At 44.0% G+C, this 21,829-nt stretch carries 22 protein-coding genes and 2 pseudogenes; 18 read left to right on the forward strand and 6 right to left on the reverse strand.

All coding sequences use genetic code 11. The features are described 5' to 3' along the window. Positions 1-71: 71 nt before the first annotated feature. The gene (locus tag JCM19037_RS08910) at positions 72-1,175 is read right to left on the reverse strand and encodes a copper resistance D family protein (protein WP_042400089.1); all 1,104 of its coding nucleotides are present in this window, start codon (positions 1,173-1,175) and stop codon (positions 72-74) included. Continuing rightward, positions 1,175-1,741 (reverse strand): copper resistance protein CopC, encoded by a 567-nt coding sequence (locus JCM19037_RS08915; RefSeq protein ID WP_042400090.1) that lies wholly within the window; start codon positions 1,739-1,741, stop codon positions 1,175-1,177. Before JCM19037_RS08915 ends, JCM19037_RS08910 begins: the two co-directional genes overlap by 1 nt. 162 nt (positions 1,742-1,903) lie before the next feature. On the opposite strand from JCM19037_RS08915, the gene JCM19037_RS08920 reads away from it, so the two are divergent. Together JCM19037_RS08920 and JCM19037_RS08925 are read left to right on the forward strand one after the other, a co-directional pair. Then, complete coding sequence (locus JCM19037_RS08920) at positions 1,904-2,803, forward strand: diacylglycerol kinase (RefSeq protein WP_042400093.1); 900 nt, start codon at positions 1,904-1,906, stop codon at positions 2,801-2,803. A gap of 291 nt (positions 2,804-3,094) precedes the next feature. Further along, a pseudogene (locus JCM19037_RS08925) lies at positions 3,095-4,224 on the forward strand (glycerate kinase). Positions 4,225-4,273: 49 nt separating this feature from the next. On the opposite strand, the gene JCM19037_RS08930 reads toward JCM19037_RS08925, so the two are convergent. Then, a complete protein-coding gene (locus JCM19037_RS08930; RefSeq protein WP_052363722.1) occupies positions 4,274-4,558 on the reverse strand; it encodes a hypothetical protein in 285 nt (94 codons plus the stop codon). Positions 4,559-4,622: 64 nt separating this feature from the next. Here JCM19037_RS08930 and rlmD point away from each other — a divergent pair. Beyond that, positions 4,623-6,007: pseudogene (gene rlmD / locus JCM19037_RS08935) on the forward strand (23S rRNA (uracil(1939)-C(5))-methyltransferase RlmD). 1,767 nt (positions 6,008-7,774) lie between these two features. Here rlmD and JCM19037_RS08940 read toward each other — a convergent pair. Continuing rightward, positions 7,775-8,011 (reverse strand): hypothetical protein, encoded by a 237-nt coding sequence (locus JCM19037_RS08940; protein WP_042400095.1) that lies wholly within the window; start codon positions 8,009-8,011, stop codon positions 7,775-7,777. A gap of 426 nt (positions 8,012-8,437) precedes the next feature. Between JCM19037_RS08940 and JCM19037_RS25685 the strand changes: the two genes are divergently transcribed. Beyond that, positions 8,438-8,578 carry a hypothetical protein gene (locus JCM19037_RS25685; protein WP_193744711.1) on the forward strand — a complete coding sequence of 47 codons (141 nt, stop codon included), beginning with the start codon at positions 8,438-8,440 and terminating at the stop codon, positions 8,576-8,578. A gap of 122 nt (positions 8,579-8,700) precedes the next feature. After that, positions 8,701-8,901, forward strand: a complete 201-nt coding sequence (locus JCM19037_RS08945; protein ID WP_042400098.1) for a hypothetical protein — start codon at positions 8,701-8,703, stop codon at positions 8,899-8,901. A gap of 74 nt (positions 8,902-8,975) precedes the next feature. Here the strand turns inward: JCM19037_RS08945 and JCM19037_RS29300 are convergent, their stop codons facing one another. Continuing rightward, positions 8,976-9,806, reverse strand: a complete 831-nt coding sequence (locus JCM19037_RS29300) for a hypothetical protein (protein WP_307189768.1) — start codon at positions 9,804-9,806, stop codon at positions 8,976-8,978. Continuing rightward, on the reverse strand, positions 9,749-10,900 hold the full coding sequence (locus JCM19037_RS29305) for a hypothetical protein (RefSeq protein WP_307189766.1): 1,152 nt from the start codon (positions 10,898-10,900) through the stop codon (positions 9,749-9,751). The genes JCM19037_RS29300 and JCM19037_RS29305 overlap by 58 nt, the downstream gene beginning before the upstream one ends. 579 nt (positions 10,901-11,479) lie before the next feature. Between JCM19037_RS29305 and JCM19037_RS08955 the strand changes: the two genes are divergently transcribed. The 13 genes from JCM19037_RS08955 to JCM19037_RS22555 all read left to right on the forward strand — a co-directional run bounded on the left by JCM19037_RS08955 (position 11,480) and on the right by JCM19037_RS22555 (position 21,823). Further along, positions 11,480-12,664, forward strand: coding sequence for an ROK family protein (locus tag JCM19037_RS08955; RefSeq protein WP_042400100.1), 1,185 nt, complete (start codon positions 11,480-11,482; stop codon positions 12,662-12,664). Between the two features lie 5 nt (positions 12,665-12,669). After that, complete coding sequence (locus tag JCM19037_RS08960) at positions 12,670-12,915, forward strand: hypothetical protein (RefSeq protein ID WP_152549008.1); 246 nt, start codon at positions 12,670-12,672, stop codon at positions 12,913-12,915. Next, the gene (argH, locus tag JCM19037_RS08965; protein ID WP_042400106.1) at positions 12,912-14,138 is read left to right on the forward strand and encodes an argininosuccinate lyase; all 1,227 of its coding nucleotides are present in this window, start codon (positions 12,912-12,914) and stop codon (positions 14,136-14,138) included. Before JCM19037_RS08960 ends, argH begins: the two co-directional genes overlap by 4 nt. Then, a complete protein-coding gene (locus JCM19037_RS08970; protein WP_042400109.1) occupies positions 14,135-15,445 on the forward strand; it encodes an extracellular solute-binding protein in 1,311 nt (436 codons plus the stop codon). The genes argH and JCM19037_RS08970 overlap by 4 nt, the downstream gene beginning before the upstream one ends. Positions 15,446-15,974: 529 nt before the next feature. Continuing rightward, entirely contained in the window at positions 15,975-16,715 is a 741-nt protein-coding gene (locus JCM19037_RS08975) for a carbohydrate ABC transporter permease (protein ID WP_238544628.1), read from the forward strand. 2 nt (positions 16,716-16,717) lie between these two features. Then, positions 16,718-16,903 (forward strand): hypothetical protein, encoded by a 186-nt coding sequence (locus tag JCM19037_RS27085; protein WP_238544629.1) that lies wholly within the window; start codon positions 16,718-16,720, stop codon positions 16,901-16,903. Between the two features lie 17 nt (positions 16,904-16,920). Next, a complete protein-coding gene (locus JCM19037_RS27090) occupies positions 16,921-17,241 on the forward strand; it encodes a hypothetical protein (RefSeq protein ID WP_238544630.1) in 321 nt (106 codons plus the stop codon). A 2-nt stretch (positions 17,242-17,243) separates the two neighbouring features. Then, the gene (locus JCM19037_RS27095) at positions 17,244-17,741 is read left to right on the forward strand and encodes a carbohydrate ABC transporter permease (RefSeq protein WP_373900642.1); all 498 of its coding nucleotides are present in this window, start codon (positions 17,244-17,246) and stop codon (positions 17,739-17,741) included. 19 nt (positions 17,742-17,760) lie between these two features. Continuing rightward, a complete protein-coding gene (locus JCM19037_RS08985) occupies positions 17,761-19,722 on the forward strand; it encodes a PIG-L family deacetylase (protein ID WP_052363723.1) in 1,962 nt (653 codons plus the stop codon). Next, positions 19,719-20,246: a hypothetical protein gene (locus JCM19037_RS22550; protein ID WP_052363724.1), complete on the forward strand. Its 528-nt coding sequence runs from the start codon at positions 19,719-19,721 to the stop codon at positions 20,244-20,246. The genes JCM19037_RS08985 and JCM19037_RS22550 overlap by 4 nt, the downstream gene beginning before the upstream one ends. Before the next feature lie 79 nt (positions 20,247-20,325). After that, the gene (locus JCM19037_RS08990) at positions 20,326-20,712 is read left to right on the forward strand and encodes a hypothetical protein (protein WP_152549009.1); all 387 of its coding nucleotides are present in this window, start codon (positions 20,326-20,328) and stop codon (positions 20,710-20,712) included. Beyond that, on the forward strand, positions 20,709-20,996 hold the full coding sequence (locus JCM19037_RS08995) for a hypothetical protein (RefSeq protein WP_042400114.1): 288 nt from the start codon (positions 20,709-20,711) through the stop codon (positions 20,994-20,996). The genes JCM19037_RS08990 and JCM19037_RS08995 overlap by 4 nt, the downstream gene beginning before the upstream one ends. Positions 20,997-21,223: 227 nt before the next feature. Then, on the forward strand, positions 21,224-21,823 hold the full coding sequence (locus tag JCM19037_RS22555; RefSeq protein WP_052363725.1) for a response regulator transcription factor: 600 nt from the start codon (positions 21,224-21,226) through the stop codon (positions 21,821-21,823). The last annotated feature ends 6 nt before the right edge of the window (positions 21,824-21,829 follow it).

Here is a 21,829-nt window from a genome sequence, read left to right on the forward strand (position 1 = left end):
CCCGACGCTTAATGAAAAGCGTCGGGGGTTTTGCCCCTCTTTTATACGATATGTGCCTCGATAAAAAGTGTCTAGGCGGGGATCTTGACTGCGCCAAACATGATGGCACTGTAAATGCATATAACGAACAGAGCTACGTAAATGGGGACAGCGAGAGGCCTCCTGGCATTTCCAACATGATCAATGAATAAACCGAGAATGAAAACCCCCGTGAAGATTAGAAGTCCAGTCGTAAGTGTAAGTGTCCATACAATCTCCTCATCTACCTCAAAACTCGTCGTAATCAAGGACTCAGCTGGTACCGCCATTTCCGTATATGCAAGCGTTTCGGCGACAACGTGCGGAGGTTCTTGATTAATCATTCCACCGGTTACAATGAAAATGGCGATGAGTAAGACCGCTTCCATTCGGACGGAACGGACGGTTTTTTCTTCCGCAAGCCCGCGCTTCAATTTCTTTTTCATGAGAAAGCCATGGGCAAACCCATAAAACACGAGTGGAATGAAAAGCAGATGTTTAAGCACTTGCAGTTGTCCGTAATCAAGTAGCCAACTATCGGTATAGTCTGGCGTAATCATCATCATCATTCCAATGCCCGTTCCAATCATCGTCAGGACGAGACCGATCGCAAAAGGCGTAAACCATCGAAAGAATTGAAGCCAATTGCCGTCACGCTCTTTTGAGGCGAAAAAACCGACAGTAAGCAGTGTCCCTGCCCAAATAGAAGCAGCCATAAGGTGGAAGACATTTAGAAAAAAGCCCGTGTCGGCAAGTGACGCAGCGTGAGCACTCCAACTACTCGCTACAAACAACCCGAATGTCGGAATTAAATGGATCCACATCAAGTGTGGGCGCTTTTCCAATGTGAAACGAGCAAGTAGTGTGACGACAATCAGGATGAAGACGACAACAGCTGATTGTCCGATTCGATATTCCAGCAATACAGAGCCAAGTGTACTCACAAGCGGTACGCCGAACATTTCAGCGGTTGATTGGGCAACGAGAAACGCTGGAATACTACTGGCAATAATGATCATCACACCGATGATCGGTGGCCATTTTCTCGAAATCTTTAACGATGGACGTTTTCGCTTTGGGAGAGCCTCTACTAGATGAATCCCTGTCCATACCGATAGTGAGATGAACAAGACGATGTTTGCGATAATGACAGTCATTATGATTTATTGCGACGAGACATAAAGAACACCGCAAAACCTACGACGAGAACGGCGACAACAATGGCAATTACTAGACCACTGTTTTGATCAGTTTCTTCGTCATCTACATCTGTCTCAGCCGATTCTTCGACTTCTAGATCTTCTTCCTCTTCCTCAATCACCTCAGGCTCTTCTTCCTCTACAATTTCTTCCTCATCTTGAGCATCAACGGTGAAGTTGAATTCTCCCTCTGTTCCATGGCCATCAGCACCGAGCGCTTGCCACGCAACAGTATAGTCACCACTAGGAAGAGGCTCGTCCAGATGGACAATAAAATCATCGCCTTCAAATTCTTCCGATCCGATGGTGTATTCATTTCCATCTACATCCGTAACTACGGCAGTAGTCGCGGGTTCAATACCCGCATCGAAATGCATCGTAATCGTATCCACTGTCTCTTCGACAGTTTCACCATCTTCAGGTGTGCTTGTGTCTACGTATGAATGGGCGAGCGTTTGTGAGGCCATAGTTGCTGATCCAAAAACGAGCAATACGACAACAAACGTAGCTTTGAATGATTTCATACTGTTAAAAACCCCCTGTAAATATATATAAATCCGATGAGGAGATTGATCAGACTTTGCCTGTCTATCATTTCTCCTATACAATACATAGTATAAAAGAAAACGAAAACTATTCCAGTTACGTCTTTTTGACGGATTTTATTTGTATGGGAGAAATGAACCTTGAAAAATGCGAGAGTCATTTATAACCCGACGTCAGGTCGAGAGCAATTAAAGAAACATTTACCGTATATCCTTGATCGTTTAGAACAAGCAGGTTATGTCGCCTCCGCACACCAAACAAAAAAAGAAGGATGTGCGAAAGACGCGGCTTTTGAAGCGGGGAAAAATGGCTACGACCTCGTCATTGCAGCGGGTGGTGACGGGACGATCTTTGAGGTCATTAACGGACTTGCGGAATTAGAGAAGCGCCCGCGTCTCGGTTTAATCCCTGCTGGAACGACGAATGATCTTGCCCGTGCGTTTCATATGAATGAATTGGATATTGAAGAAATTTGTGACGTGCTCACCGGAGCTCACGTCTCTCCACTTGATGTAGGTAAGGCAGGAGACCAATACTTTGTCAACATTGCCGCTGGTGGGAGCCTGACCGAGCTTACGTATGATACACCGAGCCGATTAAAAACGATGCTCGGGCAGATGGCGTATTACGTTAAAGGATTTGAGAAGCTTTTCTTTTTAAAGCCTAGGCAAGCGAGAGTCGAGTATGACGGAAAATTGTTCGAAGGAGAGATCATGCTCTTTTTAATTGCCAACTCCAATTCTGTAGGAGGGTTTGAGAAGTTAAGTCCAGAAGCCAGATTGGATGATGGATTGTTTGATTTGCTATTGTTGAAAAAAACGAATTTGCCTGATTTTGTCCGCATCGGTAGTCTTGCCTTAACCGGTCAACATATTCACGAGGATAAAGTTGTCTATATCCAAGCGAACCGAATTAAGTTGGAGATCGAAGGCGAGATGCAGCTGAACTTAGACGGGGAGCACGGAGGCACGATTCCGAAAGAGTTCGTGAACCTTCATCACCATTTTGAAATGCTCGTTCCTGAACAAGAAGAAAAATAAAACACGACCGGATTTCTCCGTCGTGTTTTATTCCTAGTTCTTTGCGACTCTGATATTAAACACTGACCATGCAAGTACAGCAACCGAATAGATTACTGTTACGATGACAAACCAATGTGGCATATCCATTGTAACCATTCATCCTTCCTGCAACAGTTTCATTCTTAAGAAGCAACAGCGTATGTACGTGACACTGTTCATCAAAGAAGGGAAACGCTCTTACTAGAAATCATACGAGTTTTTTGTAGGTCCGTCAAGACAAACCATCCCACTTGAAAGGTGCGAATACTTATGGTTCACATTGTCATCGCTCCCGATTCTTTTAAAGAAAGTATGACAGCACTTGAAGCGGCTACAGCAATAAAACGAGGGTTCCAAAAAACCGATCCCGAAGCGACATTTGACGTCATTCCAATGGGGGACGGCGGGGAAGGGACGATGGAAGCTTTAACCGCCAATCTCGGGGGTGAAAGGATTGAACTGCAGGTTGAAGGCCCCAATACGAAAACCGTAACCGCGCATTTTGCAATTTCAGAAGACGGAACAACCGCAGTCATGGATATGGCTGCAGCAAGCGGGATTCATATTACAGCGAAAGCCGACCGCAACGTCTATGAAGCATCCACGTATGGAACCGGTGAAATGATCAGCGCGGCTCTAGATCGAGGTGTCTCAAGAATCATTATCGGCATTGGCGGTAGCGCGACCAATGACGCAGGTGCTGGAATGATTGAAGCATTAGGGGCAAAACTTTTGGATGAGAACGGAAACGCGATTAACCGGGGAGGCGGGGCACTCGCAAAGCTCGCGAAAATCGACATCTCCGGTCTTGACGAAAGACTTGCGAAAACAGAAATTATTGTCGCCTGTGACGTGACCAATCCACTGCTCGGTCCCGAAGGGGCAAGTGCCGTCTACGGACCGCAAAAAGGCGCGGACGAACGAGCCGTAGTGGAGCTTGACCAGGCCTTAGATGTATTTAATCAGCGAACAATCGAAGCGACTGGAAAAGATGTGAGCAACATTCCCGGCGCAGGAGCCGCTGGCGGTCTAGGAGCTGGCTTTTGGCCTTTCTCGATGCAACCTTACAACCAGGCATCGAGCTCGTCCTCGCCGAGACCGATTTTCATACGCGCGTCCAGAAGGCAGATTTGGTTTTTACTGGCGAAGGGAAGATTGACGGCCAATCCGTCTACGGCAAAACACCGATCGGTGTAGCGAAAGCGGCGAAGCAAGAAGGAAAACGAGTCATTGCCGTCTGTGGAGCGCTCGGTACCGGATACAAAGATGTTTATGAGCACGGCATCGACGCCGTTTTCAGCATTGTGCCCGGGGCAGTGTCACTCGAAGACGCGATGGCAAATGGCGCCTCCTATTTAGAAGATGCCGCGGAAAATATTGCAAGAGTGTGGCATAAATAATCCTATACAAAATCCTCTAAGCCAAGTCGCTCAGAGGATTTTGTCATTCTCATAAAAATGAAAGAAGCATACCTAAAAGCATAAAAAATACAAAGAATAGAATAATCGCACCATAAAGCGCTACGCCGACAATGGCACAAATTTTTCCGGCAAGCACGAGGTTTCTGCCCCCCTCACCCGTATGAGCGATCTCTTGGTTGGCCATTCGCACGATAAAAAGTCCGATGATTCCAATTACAAGGCCGGCATAAGGAATCGCAACGGCCAAAATCCCGAGCACGAGAGAAGTAACGGCTTTGCTGTTCGTTTGCGGTTGTGAATACTGCTCTGTCATAGAAATTCCCCCTTTCATTGTGTACAATTAAACTCTAAGACGTAAAGTTAGTGGAGTGAAACCTTTGGGAAAAAAAGCACAAGCACCTGTCCAGAAAAATGAAAGCCTGACCGTAACCTTTGAAGATCTGACCCACGAAGGGGCAGGTGTCGCTAAAATTAATGGCTATCCGCTCTTCGTGCCGAATGCACTTCCCGGCGAAGAAGCAGAAATCAAAGTCGTAAAAGCAGGCAAAGCCTTCGGCTTCGGAAAGCTAATGAACCGATTGACAACGAGTGAACATCGAATTGAACCGCCGTGCCCGATATACGACCGTTGTGGCGGCTGCCAGCTGCAGCACTTGTCCGAAGCGGCACAAAACGATCTGAAGCGTCAGCAGATCGTCAACGCCCTGCATAAGTATATGGCAACAGTACAATTCAAGTACATCCGACGCTCGCGATGGACGAGCCGTGGAGCTATCGAAACAAAGCACAAGTACCCGTCGCCGCGAATCGTGACGGCGAATTGATTGCCGGATTTTATGCGAAGCGCTCGCATCAGATCGTCGACATGGACCACTGCCTCATCCAAGGCGCGCCCAATGATGAAGCCATTCAAGTTGTCAAATCATTACTCAAAAAGTATACCATACAGCCGTATGATGAAAAGACCCGACGCGGAGTGATTCGCCACATCGTCGCCCGTCACAGCCATACGAGTGGAGAAGTGATGGTCGTCCTCGTCACGAACGGCAAAAAACTGCCAAACAAAGAAGCACTCATTGATGATATAAAAAATGAAGTCAACAATGTTCGTTCCATCGTCCAAAACATTAATAAAGAAGACACGAACGTCATCTTCGGTGACCAAAGCGAAGTGTTGTGGGGATCGCGTACGATCGAAGACAAAATCGGTAACGTTCGCTTCCTGATCTCACCGCGTTCATTTTTCCAAGTGAACCCGACCCAGACCGAAGTCTTATACAACAAAGTGATGGAGTACGCCGCACTCACCGGAAAAGAAACGGTCATTGACGCCTATTGTGGCATCGGTTCGATCTCGCTATTTCTCGCTCAACAAGCCAGGCACGTCTACGGCGTTGAAATCGTCGGTGACGCCATCCGCGACGCCAAAAACAACGCCGAGCTAAACGGCATGACCAACGTCGATTTCGCCGTCGGCAAAGCCGAAGAAATCGTCCCGTGGTGGCGCGCCGCCCACGGCATCGAAGCCGACGTCATGGTCGTCGATCCACCGAGAAAAGGGTGCGACCCCGCCTTGCTCGATACGATGATTGAAATGAAGCCGGAGCGAATCGTGTACGTGTCATGCAACCCGGCAACGTTAGCCCGTGACCTAAAGATTCTTGAAGAAGGCGGGTATGATACGAAAGAAATTACCCCTGTGGACATGTTCCCGCAGACGACGCATGTGGAGAGTGTAGCGGTGTTGGAAAGAGCTGAGTAACAAAACGAAGGAAAGCCGTCCCTAAATTTTTAGGGGCGGTATAATATGTTTAAGATAAATTTGATTTAATGACTTTTACTGAACCCTATGGTCGATCGTTCGTGACGGTTAAACACCAATACACTTCCTTACAAATTCCATTCTGTTTCACTTGTTACTAGTGTCTCGAAATAATAAGTGTGAGAAAACGTAAAACTTTTACTCACATGTAAATAGACGTAAACTGTGAATATCAAGAAGGATAAAGACCGTCACGATCTCTGCTGACTGTTTTATGTTACAATCTGCCTTCAAACGGTTTTCTTTAAGGTTGCAAACGCCTCATATATTTCTTATTGTAACGGATGACGAAATTTAAGTGACCATTAAGGTAAAGAATGATAATTATTTCTTGACAAATATTTCCAAAATTAGTTTCTATAACGATTGGATTCTCACTATTAAGCTATAACTGATAGACAAAAGAGTGAGAAGAGTTCGTTTTTCTGCATTTTGTACAAGGGAAGCACCAATTGCAAATGTTTCGCCACGATGTTTCCCTTTTAGTCTGGAATGTTAGTCTTTGCCTGTAATGGGAAATCAAGCTTACACGTGCTGAAACTCAGGAGAAATCTAAAGTTTTACACATATATAGATGTACACTCGCCTATTTTTTGACAGGGTTAAGCAATTTTTATTAAATTAATGGTGGCTGCAACTGAGTTACCTTGGAAAAAGTTGGACGGCCTTAAGGTAGCCCCACCGGTGCCAGTATTTGTTATACGGATGGTGTCACCGGCTGCCAAAGCAACAGTGTAAGTGTTTATTACAGTATTAGTTACTGAATCTGCAAACCCATTGTTATTTTGATACATTGAAAAAGGGTAAATTTGATCATTTATAAATAAGAACAAATTGACATCTGCACTTATACCAGTTGACCAGGCAGCGTTAATTTCATAAATACCTTCTTCAACAATATTGAATGTGGATAAGTCATCAGTTTGAGTAACGATACCAGAATTAATAGCGCTACCAGTAAAAATGATACTGCTACCTGTAGGTATTACTTGATCTGTAGCAAAAAAGTTCGCGTATCCTATTGATGTAGGACTAAGTCCAGTTCCAGGTGGACCAGTGGGGCCAGTAGGTCCAGTGGGACCGGTATTGCCATCCCCTGAAACAAAAGCAGGACCGTTAATTAGATTATTTGAAATATCATGATTCCCTTTTTGTGCTCGCCGACTTTTGCTAAATGCGGATTTTCATACATAAGATCACCTCGCTTTTATAAAGCCTATTGTATTCTTCCTAACTCATTTTGTGATTTTTGTCTAACACGCATCCCTTAAGTATGAAAGCCATCATTTGTCGATACCTAGGTTTGTTGTTGTCATCTTTTGGTTAATTATTTATAAAATTAAGTATTTTTTAATATGCTAAATCGAAATAGTACTAGGTCGGGAGTTTTGATTATTTCCAGATGGAGAAAATCTGTACCAATCACAATCATAAGAACCTAATCCGTCGAGGAGCGAGTAGAGGTAAGAATGGGAAGGAAAAGCACACAAAAGAGTTATTGGCAAATTGCCCATAGTACCGTAGGTACAAAAAACTCTTGACCTCCAGTATTGGAGAGACTAAGAGTTTAATGGAATTCTGTAATAACTAGAAATTGTTCGCGGAACATACATTAAACCGCAGTATATCGTTCTATACATACAATGGTATGAGAAAACAGGATTAATCACTACCTCGTACTAATTTTATGGAGCACGTTAAGCAAGCTCATGCAGGTTTTTCTTTGAATTGCTTACGACAGTCTTTACACTGATAGTGCTCTTTTAAGAGTATCATTAACGGGGAAGCGAGCAGCCAGGCGATGCCGATGAATAGAAGGATATCGTGAATAATAAAGCCTAAAATAATACCAACGACACTAAGCGCAAGCATGGATAGTACATTTCGTTTTTTACTAAAGATACGTATGTTTGTTGACTTGCATTTCGGACAAGCGATCTCCATATACACAACACCTCAAGACTGTATTCATTGATAGTATATCAATCACTTAGCAAGTCGTCAGTGTATTCGTACAGAAACGTTCTTTAGTCATGAAATGTAACTTCTTATTGAACTGTCGTTTGTCGTATAACTAAGAATTATAATAGATAGAGTAGAAACTCTACTTTAAGTGTGGAGGACTTGTTAAAATTGCTCCGTTGTAACAATCGCTACGACGGGGCTTGCCGAGTGGTCGATACTTTCAGTGCCTCTTTAGAAAAGGTTAATTCCTTTCTCATTGCTAGCCTTATTGACTTGGTTGACAACTAGATAACAAAACCCGTAACATGATGAGAATTGAAAGGTTCGATCCCTCTGTCCGCTTAAATATATCTTTTGCGCATGTGTATACTGATCGATTTGAAATATGCAAGGAAGAGGTGTTTGATGATGGGGAATCGGTTTTATTTCGCCACCATTCTTGTCTTTGCCCTGACTGCTTGCACTGAGAATGAACGATCACCTGATGCAGAAGAGGAACAGAATGACGGGAACGATATTGACGCAATGTTTGATGAAGGCTCGTAGACGTTGAGTCAATTGATCCGGATTCAACAGAGCGGATTCAGTTTGTTGAAACCGAGGACTATTTAAAGAGCATTGATGGAACTGAGCAAACGCTTACGGATGAAGAGGATATTAGAGAGGTTGTGAAGATCATTAACGATGTTCGAAATGAACAACCGGGCAGTTCAGTCGAACAATTAGAGCCTGAATACCGAATGCGAATCGGAGGCGAGAATTTCCATTTGTGGGCAAGCTCCAATACGCTTATGGAAGGAGATGAATTTGCGTACACATTGTCAGACGAACAGTGGGAAGCGGTGTCTGAAATCTTTGGGATCGACTAAACATCTTCGAACAAAAAGCGCGCCAAGTCGCGACTCCATAACGAGAGTCATGCACTTGGCGCGCTTTTTCTAGTTTATTCTTCCTCTTCAAGCCACACGCCTTCTACGTGTTTTCTTGCTTGGTCTTTTTTGATTTTGCGGTACGATTTGCTTTTGAAGATGATGTCAAAGTCATAGCCTTCTGGGTACAATTCAGACGCGGGGATGGCGAGTGTTAGGCGTTTGTGATTAAAGGTCTTCTTTTCACCTTTGATTTGCACAACATAGTTACCGCGCTCATCAGGTCCTGTGTACACAATTCCCATCTCATCAATCGCTTGGATCGTCACATTGTCTCCTTGGTCAAATGGTTTTATTTCACCGGCTTGTTTTTTCGCTTTGTGCCCGGAGTAGCGATTGATGGCGATTTGCCGCTTAAAGGACGCTTGTTTTAACTGCTTGTCACTAAATCGTTCACGATAATTTTCGTGATCTTCGTAAGCCATATCGTGGGCGCGTTCGACGATGTTCGGATGCAGGCCTAACTTGATGGCGATTTCAAATGCTTGACTTTTACCGGTTTCATCGAGAAGCAAACGATACGTCGGTTGAAGCGTTTCGATGTCGAACTCCATGGAACCGTTGATGAAGCCGTCGGTGTTTTCGGCAAAGGTCTTCATCTCACTGTAGTGTGTCGTTGCAAACAGTGTAGCACCTTTTTGATAGAGTTGTTCTAAAATGGCGATGGCAAGCCCCATCCCTTCAGCTGGGTCTGTACCCGAACCGAGTTCGTCGAGCAAGACGAGAGAATGATCGTTCGCATCTTCTAGAATTTGAATAATCGAAACAAGTCGTGAGCTAAACGTACTTAAGTTATCTTCAATGCTCTGACCGTCACCAATATCGACAAATACATGTTGGAAAATGGCGGTCTTACTCCCGCATCAGCAGGGATGAGTAGACCTGCCTGGGCCATGACGTTAACAAGTCCGACCGTTTTAAGCGTAACGGTTTTTCCACCTGTATTCGGGCCCGTGATAACGAGGGCTCGTTCATGCCCACCAAATTGTACGCTTAACGGTACCGCTCGATCTGAATATTCTGGGTGACGGGCATTAATTAAATGCATCGTCTTGTCGTCTGTGAGCGTCGGTTTTGTCGCATCGATGGCGTGACAATATTTCGCTTTTGCGAATAACACATCATAATTGTGCATCACTTCCATCGCTAAACGGATGGTGTGCTCGTATTCGAGAAATTCATTCGTAAGTTCAAACAAAATCCGTTCCACTTCAGATTCCTCGAATGTTTTATAATCATTAAGCTCTTCTTGAATGCTCGCAATTTCTTCTGGTTCAACGAAGACGGTCGAGCCAGAAGAAGAGGTGTCCAATATCGTTCCTCGAACTTTGGCGCGATACTCTTTTTTCACCGGGAGAACGAACCGTCCATACCGTTCAGAGACAGTTGTGTCTTGTAAATACGATGCATATTTATTTCCCCGCGCCAATTGTTGCACACGCGCTTGCATTCTGTCTGAGAGCTCCGCAACTTGCCTGCGTAAGTCGGTCAACGTTTTTGAGGCGTAATCGTCCACGTGACCATGACGGATCGCACCGGAGATCGTTTCTTCAAGTTGAGTCAAATCTTCAATGGAGAATGCGTAAGAGCTTACGGTAGGGGCAACATGTTCTTTGCTTTTCATAAACCGTTTTAATTTCTCGCAATGATCTAGAAATGACAGGACGCGTGTAAATTGATCGGCGCGAATGAATACCCCTTTTTTCGCATGAGCGATCAGTTGCTCGATATCATCTACGGTATGAATCGGTACACTGCTGCTCATTTTTAGAATCTCAACAGACTCCTCGATTTCTTGCATCGAGCGATTGATCTGTGCTGGATTCATCATCGGTTTCAAGTTTTGAATCGATGCTTTTCCTCGTTCTGTTCTTGCATAAGATTGGATATCAGATAGTGTTTTTGTATAGCCAATGGCTTCTAAAGTTTTATCGTTCACGGTGTTTCCTCCTGTATTAAAGTAGTGCAGGCCGGAACGATTGTTCACACGAGTGCATACGAAAAATCGCTGTGAACAAACGTTCACAGCGTGCGTGTATACGGATGAGCCTAAAGGCACACCCATTACGGGTTCGCAACGGATTTGTAAACGTGTTCTTAACTAGCTGGAATTACGTACGACAAATAATCGTCGTGAAGACGATTAAAAACGCATATCCAGTTATCATTTAATGATTAGTTAAGAACCGCCAGATCCATCAATACTTCCCCTTTATTTCATCTCAATTATTCGTAAAAATTCGGTCGCTCGTTTCGTTGGACTTTCTTAAATCGTGGAAGCGATTAAGAAAGCTTACTCCCCAGTAATGAACATAAGTGTACCAAACAAAAACCTCCAGACTAGAATGGCTCTATTATATGGGCGTACATACACATTGTCAATGTAGCTGAAGGAAAAGAATATTCAAAATAATATATTGACTCCGTAGTGACGATGCGATATTTTATTAGTAGCTAATTAGTTAGTAAACTTAACTAACGATACAACGTTGATCGCTTTTCGGCAAGGAGTAGATGAATGGAGAAGATGAATGATGGAACACCGTCAAGTCTGCGATTGTTTAATAAGCAAAAGGTGTTGCAATCAATTCGATTGCATGACACGGATGAGGAAGTGTCTAGAGCTTCTCTAGCTGCTTTTCTTAACATTAGTAAACCGACGATGAGCACACTCATTGATGAACTTGTTGCAGAAGAGTGGATTATTGAGGTAGGAGAGCATACGCAGTCGTCTCGAGCGGGTAGAAAGCCGGTGCGGTTATCTTTTAACAAAAACGCACGATACCTCATCGGCATTGATATAGGGGGGACACATACAGAATGCGTGTTGACGAACCTTGCAGGCGAGGTCATCGTTGCTCGGTCGTTTTCGACGCAAGAACAATTACGCAGTGGCATGCTGTTGTCTCGAATTGCTCACATGATTGAGGAAGTGGTTCAGGAAGCAAATATTGTGAAAGAAAAAATGATGAGTATTGGCATTGGGGTGCCTGGAATTACGAATACGAAAACCGGTGTGGTCGTTGAAGCGCAGTCATTAGGGTGGAAGAATTTCCCTCTTAAAGCCGAGCTTGAAGCATTAACACCGTATACAATTTATATTGATAATGACGTGAATATGGCGGTGCTCGGTGAGCATTGGCTCGGTAAAGCAAAAAATGACGAAAATGTCGTCATGATTACGCTTGGTACTGGTGTAGGCTGCGGGATGATCCTTAACGGTGATTTATATCGTGGTCACGCATATGCGGCAGGAGAAATTGGCCACCTCGTTACAGACCGAACATTGGCAAAAGAAAATGACTATTCATCTTTTGAAGGATATGGTTTTTTAGATAATCAGATTGGCGGGCCAGCTCTTACTGAACAAATGAATCGCAGGGTTGGAGATCGAGGGTTGTCAGCGGAGCAAATCTTCCAGCTCGCGGCAGAGGATGACGCTGATGCGGCATATGTCGTAGAAGAGATGGTAAGTCATCTTAGTTTCGCCATCGTGAATATTGTCTCAATTATCAACCGAAAGCCTTGTGCTCGGTGGGGGCATATCCCGTTCGTTGCATCGGTACATTCATATTTTTGTCGATGTGATGGAACAGCATTTGCCTGTGAACACAAACATATACATTACACAAAATCGATATATATCTTGTTTAGGAGCAGCTATTTAAGCACGTTAGAACACGACTCAATACTCAGGGGATGAAACGATTGAATCAACCGACAACAAGGTGTCAAACATACGTTGATTATGTTTTGGCACCGACCTACTCATTTACGAGAGATCATTATTTTACTTATATCTTAGAAATTAGCATTGCACATATCCAAATGCTGCGCCGACAAAAAATCATCCCAGACATTCATGCGTCTACGCTCGTAGAAGCAACGACTAAGCTTTATGAAACAGGTGGAACAAACCGTACAACGCCCAATTTGAAGACTTATTTTTCATGATTGAACATGATTTATCAGAAAAGGTTGGCGATGAAGTCGTAGGCAATATGCATGTTGCGTTTAGTCGCAATGACATGGATGCCACGATGTATCGCATGTTTTGGCGGGAGCGTGTTGTTGAATGGATGAACGATATGGATACACTCGCCAATAAAATTCTTAAAATTGCTAATGGTCATACATCTGCGTATATGCCAGCATACACGCATCATCAACAAGCGCAACCAACGACATTGGCCCATTATTTTATGAGTGTGGCGAGTAACCTCCAACGTGATGTGGAGAGAGGATGGTCGCTTTTAACGAGAATTGACCAATCACCAATGGGTGCATGCGCTCTCGGGACAACGGGTCATCCAATTGACCGGACATGGATGAGTGACTCGCTAGGGTTCGAGCGCGTTCTGACGAATTCGTATGACGCCGTTTCCGCATCAGACTATATGATTGAGCTCGCTTCGGTACTCACAATCTGTATGAGTTCAATGTCTAGAGTCGTGTACGACTTGCTTCAGATGACAATGAACGAGGTGAACACGTTTCGCTTAGGGGATTTGCACGTGCAAACGTCAAGCATTATGCCACAAAAACGAAACCCATCGGCATTAGAACATACGCGCGCGATGATGAGTGATGCGATGGGTGTGTTGAATGGTGTACCGTTCATGAGTCACCACGTTCCGCATGGTGATATTGTCGACATTGGCGATGATATTCAACCGAAGCTATTGGATGGTTTTACGAAAGTAACCCAAGCAATTCAATTACTTGAGCAAATCCTTGATCACGGAACCTTTCACACCGATGTGTTATACGACCGGGCAGCAAATGGATTTTCCACGGTTACCGAGCTTGCCGATGTACTCGTTCGCGACGGCGGGTTATCGTTTCGGGAAGCTCATCTAGTCGTTCAAACATTCGTGAAGAGCACCGAGAAACTCAGCGATGGAAATGTAAAGCGACTGCAAGAGGCGGGTCAACGTGTCGGTGTTGCTGTCAATTTAAGCCAAAAGCAGTATGAAAAGGCGATTGATGTTGCTTCATTCATTGATGTTCGACGTGTTGAAGGAGGGCCCGCACCTGTAGCCATTCGTGAACACATCATGCACGTACAGGAAGCGTTGCGTAACACGAGAACCAAGGTAAATCAAAAGCAAGAAGGATTTACAACATATCGGACTAAATTGTTCCAACGAACAGCAAATGAGGGGGAAGAAAGATGAAGAAACATTGGAAGTATACCGGTGCTTTAGCAAGTGTGGCGATAATTTTATCTGCTTGTTCTGGCGGAGATGATTCTCAATCAGGAACAGGGGATACCGAAGATGGGGCGAATGGCGATCCAGTTGAAATCTCGTATTGGCAGTACCAATTTGATTCAAAAGTTGATTTGATGGATGAACTCATTGAGGAGTTTGAAGATGCAAACCCTGACATTACGGTTACACAAACAAACTTTCCTTATGACCAATTCAATGAGCGTGTGGCGACGCAAGTGCCTGCAGGTGAAGGACCAGATGTGATCAACTTATTCAATGGGTGGGTACCAAACTATGTAGATCAAGGTTTTTTGCAACCGCTCCCACAAGAGAGCTTTTCACATGAGGAGATCGAGAATGAGTTTTTCCCGTTTATTGAATCTGTAAAGCTTGACGATGAATATTGGACATTACCTACAGGTGTGCGTACGTTATCTCTCTTTTACAATGTGGATATCTTTGAAGAATATGGAATCGATGGACCACCAGAAACGTGGGATGAGCTTGTCGATACAGCGGTTGAGCTAACTGAACGCACAGATAATGGGCAACTTGAACAATCGGGCATGGCATGGGAGCCAGCTCAACAAGGGCACCATTGGTGGCGAGATGGCTTGTTGCCGCAAGCAGGTGGGCAAAGTTTAAGTGATGATGCCCAAACGGTCACATGGAACGATACTGATGCCGGGCTAGAATCTTTTGAATATTATTTAAGCTTCGCACTTGTTCATGAAACATCGGAGCGAGATTTTTATACAGAAGACTTTATCGCTTTTCAGACAGAGAACGCGGCGATGAACATTGATGGTTCGTTCCGCCTCGGTACATTGCAAACCGAAGCACCAGACTTAAATTACGCAGTTGCACCTCTACCTGTTCATGAAGAGGGTGGAGAACTATCGTCACCGGCAACCTTCTGGAGTAATGGCATCGTTGCAGGGGTTGAAGATGAGAAACTCGACGCATCTGTGAAATTTTTAGAGTTTTTAACAAGTGAAGACGTGATGGAGCGTTGGACAGAAGAAATTGGGGAGCTACCGGCAAGAGAATCTGTCGCCATGCAAGAGCAATTCGCCGATGATGAATTGTTTGGACCATTCGTAGAACAGCTTCCTTACGCAAGTACACATACGTTTGTTGATGAAAGCACTGAACGTGACTTGTTTATTGCTGCGGTTGATCGCGTGCTCCTTCAAGACATGTCCCCTGAAGAATCTCTCGACATCCTCACCGAAGAGACACAAGCATTATTTGATGCGTATTGGAACTAATGAGGAGTGGGAAGCTTTGGCTTCCCATCTTTTCTGACTATATAGGATGAAATAAAGAGATTATCTAAGAAGGTATTTTATATAGCCCTTTAACGTCTACAGTTCAACGCCATTGCAAGTCTATGAAAATGGTTCACATTATATGTAACAGTAAATGTTTCTCTGCAACAAAGCTGTTGCATTTATGGGAAAACAGATTTGATTAATTGTCACAATGATTACCTATGTGTAAGGTTATTGGGCATCACTAGTTCAACTACGTCCATAATTAATTCCGTTGATTGGAACGAAGGGCGGTGACGCCTGCGGAAGAAGGGCCGAGACGAGACCCCGCAGGGAACGGAGTGACCGAGGAGGCTCGGCAGGTCCTCCGCGGTAAAGAAAACACGGTGGCTGTCTTTTGGCCGCCGATGTTGCCCTTATGCTCTGGAGTGCAAGCATCCGCCTGTAGTGGAAATCAAGCACAAACAGGGTAAATGTGGAAATTTTAAAGTTCAACTTATACAGAAAGAGGAGGAGGAGATTAGAATTGCCTGAAGGAGCCATTGCAGCGAGAAAGACACGCTCACCTCGCTTAAATATGAAGCAGAAAACGTACTTATTTGTATATACGTGTTTACTTATCCCGCTCATTTTTTATTTAACGATTCGTTTTTTTCCAACGCTGTATACATTTAATATCGGGTTTCAAGATTACCAGATCCTAACGGGTGAACATGAATATGTGTTTTTTGATAACTACGCAGCTATTTTTCAAGATCCGGTGTTCATTCGTTCATTAATTAATACCATTATCGTTATTGTTTTTGGTGTGCTCGGACAAGTCATTTTAGGCCTTGCTGTTGCACTTTTACTCCAAAAAATAAACCGATTTAAAGGATTGTTTCGGGTCATTTACTTTATTCCTTACGTGACGAGCATTGTGGCCGTCAGTTGGGTGTTCCGCTGGTTGTTTATGAACAATGGGTTTGTGAACAATTTCTTAGTTGAACTCGGTTTTTCTCCGCAAGGATTTTTAGGGGACCCAGAACAAGCAATCTACATCATCGTTGGAACGATGATTTGGCAAGCACTAGGCTTCCAAATGGTCATCTTTCTTGCCGGGTTAGAGAACATACCGGAATCTTTCTATGAAGCCGCTGACGTTGACGGGGCAAGTGCATGGAACAAGTTCAAATCCATCACCATTCCATTACTAAACCTACGATTGTGTTCTCGGTCGTCATCGGGACAATTACATTTATTCAAGTGTCGTTTACGCAAGTGGTGAACATGAGCCCAGACGGTGCTGGTGGTCCGCTTCACTCGACAATTACAGTCGTTGTTTACATTTACCGACTCGCATTTAACCAATTCAATATGGGGATGGCATCCGCTGCGACGGTCGTACTTTTTATTGCGATTCTCATGCTAACGTTGTTCCAAATGAAAGTACTTACAAGAAAGTTTGACTATTAAAAAGGAGGATTCGTGCCATGAAAAAGAAACATCCGATTTGGAGATTCATGCCGTATCTCCTTTTAACTGCCGGAGCGATCATCGTCCTTTTTCCTTTTATATGGATGGTGTCAACGTCACTAAAGCCGCCGGCAGACATTTATTCATTAAGTATTATTCCTGAGAACCCTACACTAGAAAACTATACACGCATTTTTACAGATACAATGTTTGGTCGCTGGATGATTAACAGTATTGTCATTGCTGTTATTACGACGATTAGTGTTTGTTTCTTTGATACACTCGTAGGTTATATCTGGCGAAATTTAAGTTTATCGGAAAAACACTCATCTTCGTAGCGATTTTAAGTACGCTCATGGTGCCAACAGAGATGTTAATTATCCCGTGGTATTTGATGAGTGCAGAACTCGGGTGGACAGATTCGTATTGGGGGTTATTATTTCCTGGTCTAATGACAGGGTTTGGTGTATTTCTTATGAAACAATTTCTTGAATCGATCCCTGATGACCTCCTTCATGCGGCCCGTGTAGATGGGATGGGAGAACTTGGCATCTTTTTTAAAGTTGCCGTACCTCAAGTGTGGCCGGCGATATCCGCGCTGTTTATTTTCAGTTTTCTTAGCAACTGGAACGCATTTTTATGGCCGTTAATTGTCGCACAATCCCAAGAAGTCTTTACTCTCCCAGTAGGCCTTGCCTACTTTGCATCCGGTGAATTTGAATCAAGGTGGGAGCTTATTATGGCTGGGGCAACGATTACCGCGATCCCACTCATCCTTGTATTCTTGCTTTTACAAAGACACATCATTAAAGGCATTGTCCTCACTGGGATGAAATAAAATAGGAAAGGAAGATGAAATGAAGAAGAAGCTCTCTTTTGCAGTGACCGTTGTAACTGCCGCAGTTCTTGCAACGTCAACAACGATTCCGGAGGTGACACATGGCCATGATCAAGCACATGATCCTGATTTATGGAAAGTCTTGCAACCGCTAGAGACCGTAGTAAGCTTTATGAACACAGGGGCTCATCCAGACGATGAGCGAAGCGCATTGCTTTCGTACATGTCACTTGGAAATGGGGTTCGAACGAGCAGCGTTATCGCCAATCGTGGCGAAGGCGGGCAGAATGAAATTGGAACAGAATTAGGCAACGGACTTGGCATCATCCGCTCCCTCGAATTAGAGGAAGCATCTGAGGTGTTAAATTTGGATTTACGCATTCTAAGTGAGCAATTGGATGATGACATTTATGACTTCGGTTTTTCGAAATCTATTGATGAAACGTTAGATGAATGGGGAGAAGAGCGGGTTTATGAGCGGCTCATTCGCACCATTCGTGAAGAACGCCCAGATATCTTGTTCACATCATTTCTCGATGTTCCAAGTCAACACGGACATCATCGTACGATGACGGTCCTTACTGAACGAGCATTTGTGGACGCCGCTGATGCATCAGTCTTCCCTGAGCATGCTGATGAAGGGCTTTTGCCGTGGCAACCGTTAAAATTTTATTTGCCGGGCACGGAAGAGACCGAAACGTTAAACTTTAATATTGGTATCTATGATCCAATCTATGAAAAAACGTATCCACAACTTGGGGAAGAGTCACGCTTTTTGCATCGAAGTCAAGGCATGGGACGCGATTTGCCAATTGAAGATTTCTTCCAATCGTTGAATTTGGCAGGGTCTCAAGTGAGTGAAGAAGATGAGGAAGATATTTTTACGGGATTAGCATTTGATTTAAGAGAGTATGGCAAAACGCTCGACAACCGTTCTTGGGAAAATCGTTTAGCAAGGCTCCAAACCTCCCTGGATGAGGTCGTCGCGACGTACCCAGATCGTGAAGGTGTGTACGTGGAAGCAGTACAGTCCTTACGTGAAGTAAGAAGTGCTCAGCATATCGCTGATCGTCAAAACATGGACACAGATCTACTCGAACGTCTGGATGTAAAAGAAGCGCAGCTCCAGCGTGTGGTTGACGAGAGCGGTGAAGTAGAAGTGACGGTCACGAGTTCTGCTTATGAAGTAACAAGAGACGGTCAGGTGGAAGTGACGATTGACATTGATAACGAAAACCCTCGACCGTTAGTGCAGTTGAATGCCGATTTACACTTGCCAGAAGGTTGGCAAGTGACGGACCAAGACGTACCGAGGAATGTCAAAGCGAATCAAAAAGCTAAAGCGACGTTTACCGTAGCAATCGGTGAGGATGCTGAATTTTTTGATGCATATGGAGAGCCAGCAATCATTGGTGACCTTTCTTATCGGTTGAGAGGTAATGTTGTAGAGCATCAAGTATCAACAGAAGAGACCGTTGCTGTCCTCCCGAAAGTCGGCCTTGAATTGTCACCAGAAGCGACGATACTCAATACACAAACCCGTAACGATGAGATTGAGCTTGAAGTCACGGCAACCAATTACTATGAAGGTGGCTATGAAACGTCCATTCGCCTCGAGCCAACAGCAGGCTTGACGGTAGAGCAAGCGACAAAAAATGTCCAGTTCAAAGAAGTTGGTGAAAAGAAAACACTCACATTTACGGTAACAGGTCATGAATCCCTTACTGACGCTCAAGAGTCCGTACGGATTTATGCTGGAGATGATTCAACCATCGTTCAACCCATTGACTACGACCATATCGAACAATCGTATTGGTTAAAGGATGGTCAGTTGGACGTGGAAGCTTTCTCTTTAGAAGTCGATGAAACGTTGCGCATTGGTTACATTGAAAGTGGGTTTGATACCGTTTCGGAACGGTTGAAGGAAGCGGGATTAAACGTTGAATCAATCGATGAGGCCATGTTGACGTCTGGAGATTGAGTGAATACGACACGATTGTCGTTGGAATTCGTGCATATCTAAGTCGTAATGACTTGTTAGCAAACAATGACCGTTTGCTGCAATATGTAGAAAACGGTGGACATGTGGTCATGCAGTACCATAATCCCAATGATAATTGGGACCCACAACTTGCGCCTTATTCGGTGCAACCAGGCAGTCCTTCCATTGAGTGGCGTGTCACAGATCAAACGGCTCATATTGATGTATTAGAGCCGAATCACCCTGTTTTTTCTGAGCCAAATCAGATTGGCTCATCAGATTTTGATGGTTGGGTACAAGAGCGTGGGCTCTATTATCCATCATCATGGGATGAGCGTTTTACACCGCTCATGTCTATGGCAGATCCTGAGGAAGAAGCGTTAGACGGAGGTCTGCTCGTTGCGGAGTTTGGAGATGGAACTTACGCCTACACGAGTCTTTCGTGGTACCGACAACTGCAAGCGCAAGTGCCAGGAGGGTATCGTTTATTCGTAAACCTGTTAAGTTATCCTCATGCTGAATAATGTTCTTATCAAATTGTGCCTTACGTAAGGGCACAATTCTTAAGGTTGAGGGTGCATAATAAGGAATGGGGGCCGTATCGTGAGGATGTATCCTGAACGAGTGCGAGCGAAAATGTATCGTATCATTGACGATAGTGAAGTACTTCTTATTCGTAAACAAACCCGTATACAGCTCGGGGAAGGTAAAGCGGTTATTGGTATCGTTCTAATGACAAATCCAGGCTCTTTTAAATGCGGAAATACGGAAGAATGGCAGTTATTTCAGGCGGGAGAAGGATTGAATGACCATTACGAAGGTGAGAACTTTCCCGATATGACGATGCAATGTGTGATCGAAGTGATACGAAAAGGTACAAGCGCGCAGGGCGTACACCGAGTGGACAAGTTTACATCTATAATCTTTCAAATGCTGTTCAGAGTAAAGCCGAGAAAGCGGAGTACCAACACGAATGTCTTAAAACGTTGATTGTTGAGCAAGGGCAGGACCTAGAACTTCTTGAAGATCGGGTTACTCATGATTTTGCAACGTTTCATAAGCATGCTCAATCGCTAGACTTTATTATGATGGGGTTTGTAAACAATGTATTCGTTGAGCGCATTGCACAAGTAAAGAAATGGGCGGAACAAGTCGAACAGCTCGTGGTTTCAGAGGACAATCGAATGAATTTCTCGCACCCAAGACGATGGCGCACCGATCTTCTATTAAAAGTAAAAGCCATCCAGCGAATGAGTGAGGTTCTAGGAAAATAAGTGAATAGATCAGACATCCTTTACAGTATCTACGGATACTGTCTTTTTTTTGATTTTCACACAAAATGACAATAGACTGTATATAAAGTAAGTTTTCTCACAGATTGCGTGCTATAATTGTAATAATATGGAATATTTGAGTGATATTCCAAAACTTTCATAAAACGTATATAATAATTGAACTAGTACGATTGTCGATAACTAACGATGAGAGAAGGGATGAACCGATGATTCGAGGTCGTGTTCTCGTAATTGAAGATGATGTCGATGTAGCGTTTCTTATTTCCGAATATTTGAAACAAGCAGGTTATACAGTGCAAGTGGCTCATGATGCGTTTCATGGATTCGACAAGGTAGAGCTTTTTGATCCGGACCTACTCGTATTAGATATTATGCTTCCTGATATGGATGGGTTTAGTATTTGTAAGCAAATTCGCGCGACTTCATCGGTCCCTATTATCTTTTTGACCGCTCGTCGTGAAAGGGATGAAGTGATTACAGGACTTGAATTAGGTGGAGATGATTATGTGACGAAGCCATTTGAGCCGGAGATTCTCGTTGCTAGAGTGAATGCAGGTATACGAAGGCAACAGCTGTTGAGCACGACGACTCCTATTGAAAATACATTCATTGAATCACTGACTAATCGAGAAATTGAAACGTTAATGTTGTTAAACCGGGGGTATACAAATAAAGAGATTGCTGAACGATTGTACATTTCAGAAGGGACGGTAAAAGGGTATAACAACGTCATTTACAAAAAACTGGATGTTCGTAGTCGAACCCAGGCCATTACGAAAGCACGAGAAATCGGCATTGTGTCATGAGGATTG

This window comes from Geomicrobium sp. JCM 19037 (assembly GCF_000698105.1).
In the GTDB taxonomy this organism is placed as follows: Bacteria; Bacillota; Bacilli; order Bacillales; family Marinococcaceae; genus Geomicrobium_A.

Excerpts from the sequence above, each read along its gene's own strand:
- JCM19037_RS08910 (WP_042400089.1), bottom strand. The coding sequence starts at position 1,175 with ATGACTGTCATTATCGCAAACATCGTCTTGTTCATCTCACTATCGGTA.
- JCM19037_RS08915 (WP_042400090.1), bottom strand. The coding sequence starts at position 1,741 with ATGAAATCATTCAAAGCTACGTTTGTTGTCGTATTGCTCGTTTTTGGA.
- JCM19037_RS08930 (WP_052363722.1), bottom strand. The coding sequence starts at position 4,558 with ATGACAGAGCAGTATTCACAACCGCAAACGAACAGCAAAGCCGTTACT.
- JCM19037_RS08940 (WP_042400095.1), bottom strand. The coding sequence starts at position 8,011 with ATGGAGATCGCTTGTCCGAAATGCAAGTCAACAAACATACGTATCTTT.
- JCM19037_RS25685 (WP_193744711.1), top strand. The coding sequence starts at position 8,438 with ATGATGGGGAATCGGTTTTATTTCGCCACCATTCTTGTCTTTGCCCTG.
- JCM19037_RS08955 (WP_042400100.1), top strand. The coding sequence starts at position 11,480 with ATGGAGAAGATGAATGATGGAACACCGTCAAGTCTGCGATTGTTTAAT.
- argH (WP_042400106.1), top strand. The coding sequence starts at position 12,912 with ATGATTGAACATGATTTATCAGAAAAGGTTGGCGATGAAGTCGTAGGC.
- JCM19037_RS08970 (WP_042400109.1), top strand. The coding sequence starts at position 14,135 with ATGAAGAAACATTGGAAGTATACCGGTGCTTTAGCAAGTGTGGCGATA.
- JCM19037_RS27085 (WP_238544629.1), top strand. The coding sequence starts at position 16,718 with ATGAGCCCAGACGGTGCTGGTGGTCCGCTTCACTCGACAATTACAGTC.
- JCM19037_RS27090 (WP_238544630.1), top strand. The coding sequence starts at position 16,921 with ATGAAAAAGAAACATCCGATTTGGAGATTCATGCCGTATCTCCTTTTA.
- JCM19037_RS08985 (WP_052363723.1), top strand. The coding sequence starts at position 17,761 with ATGAAGAAGAAGCTCTCTTTTGCAGTGACCGTTGTAACTGCCGCAGTT.
- JCM19037_RS22555 (WP_052363725.1), top strand. The coding sequence starts at position 21,224 with ATGATTCGAGGTCGTGTTCTCGTAATTGAAGATGATGTCGATGTAGCG.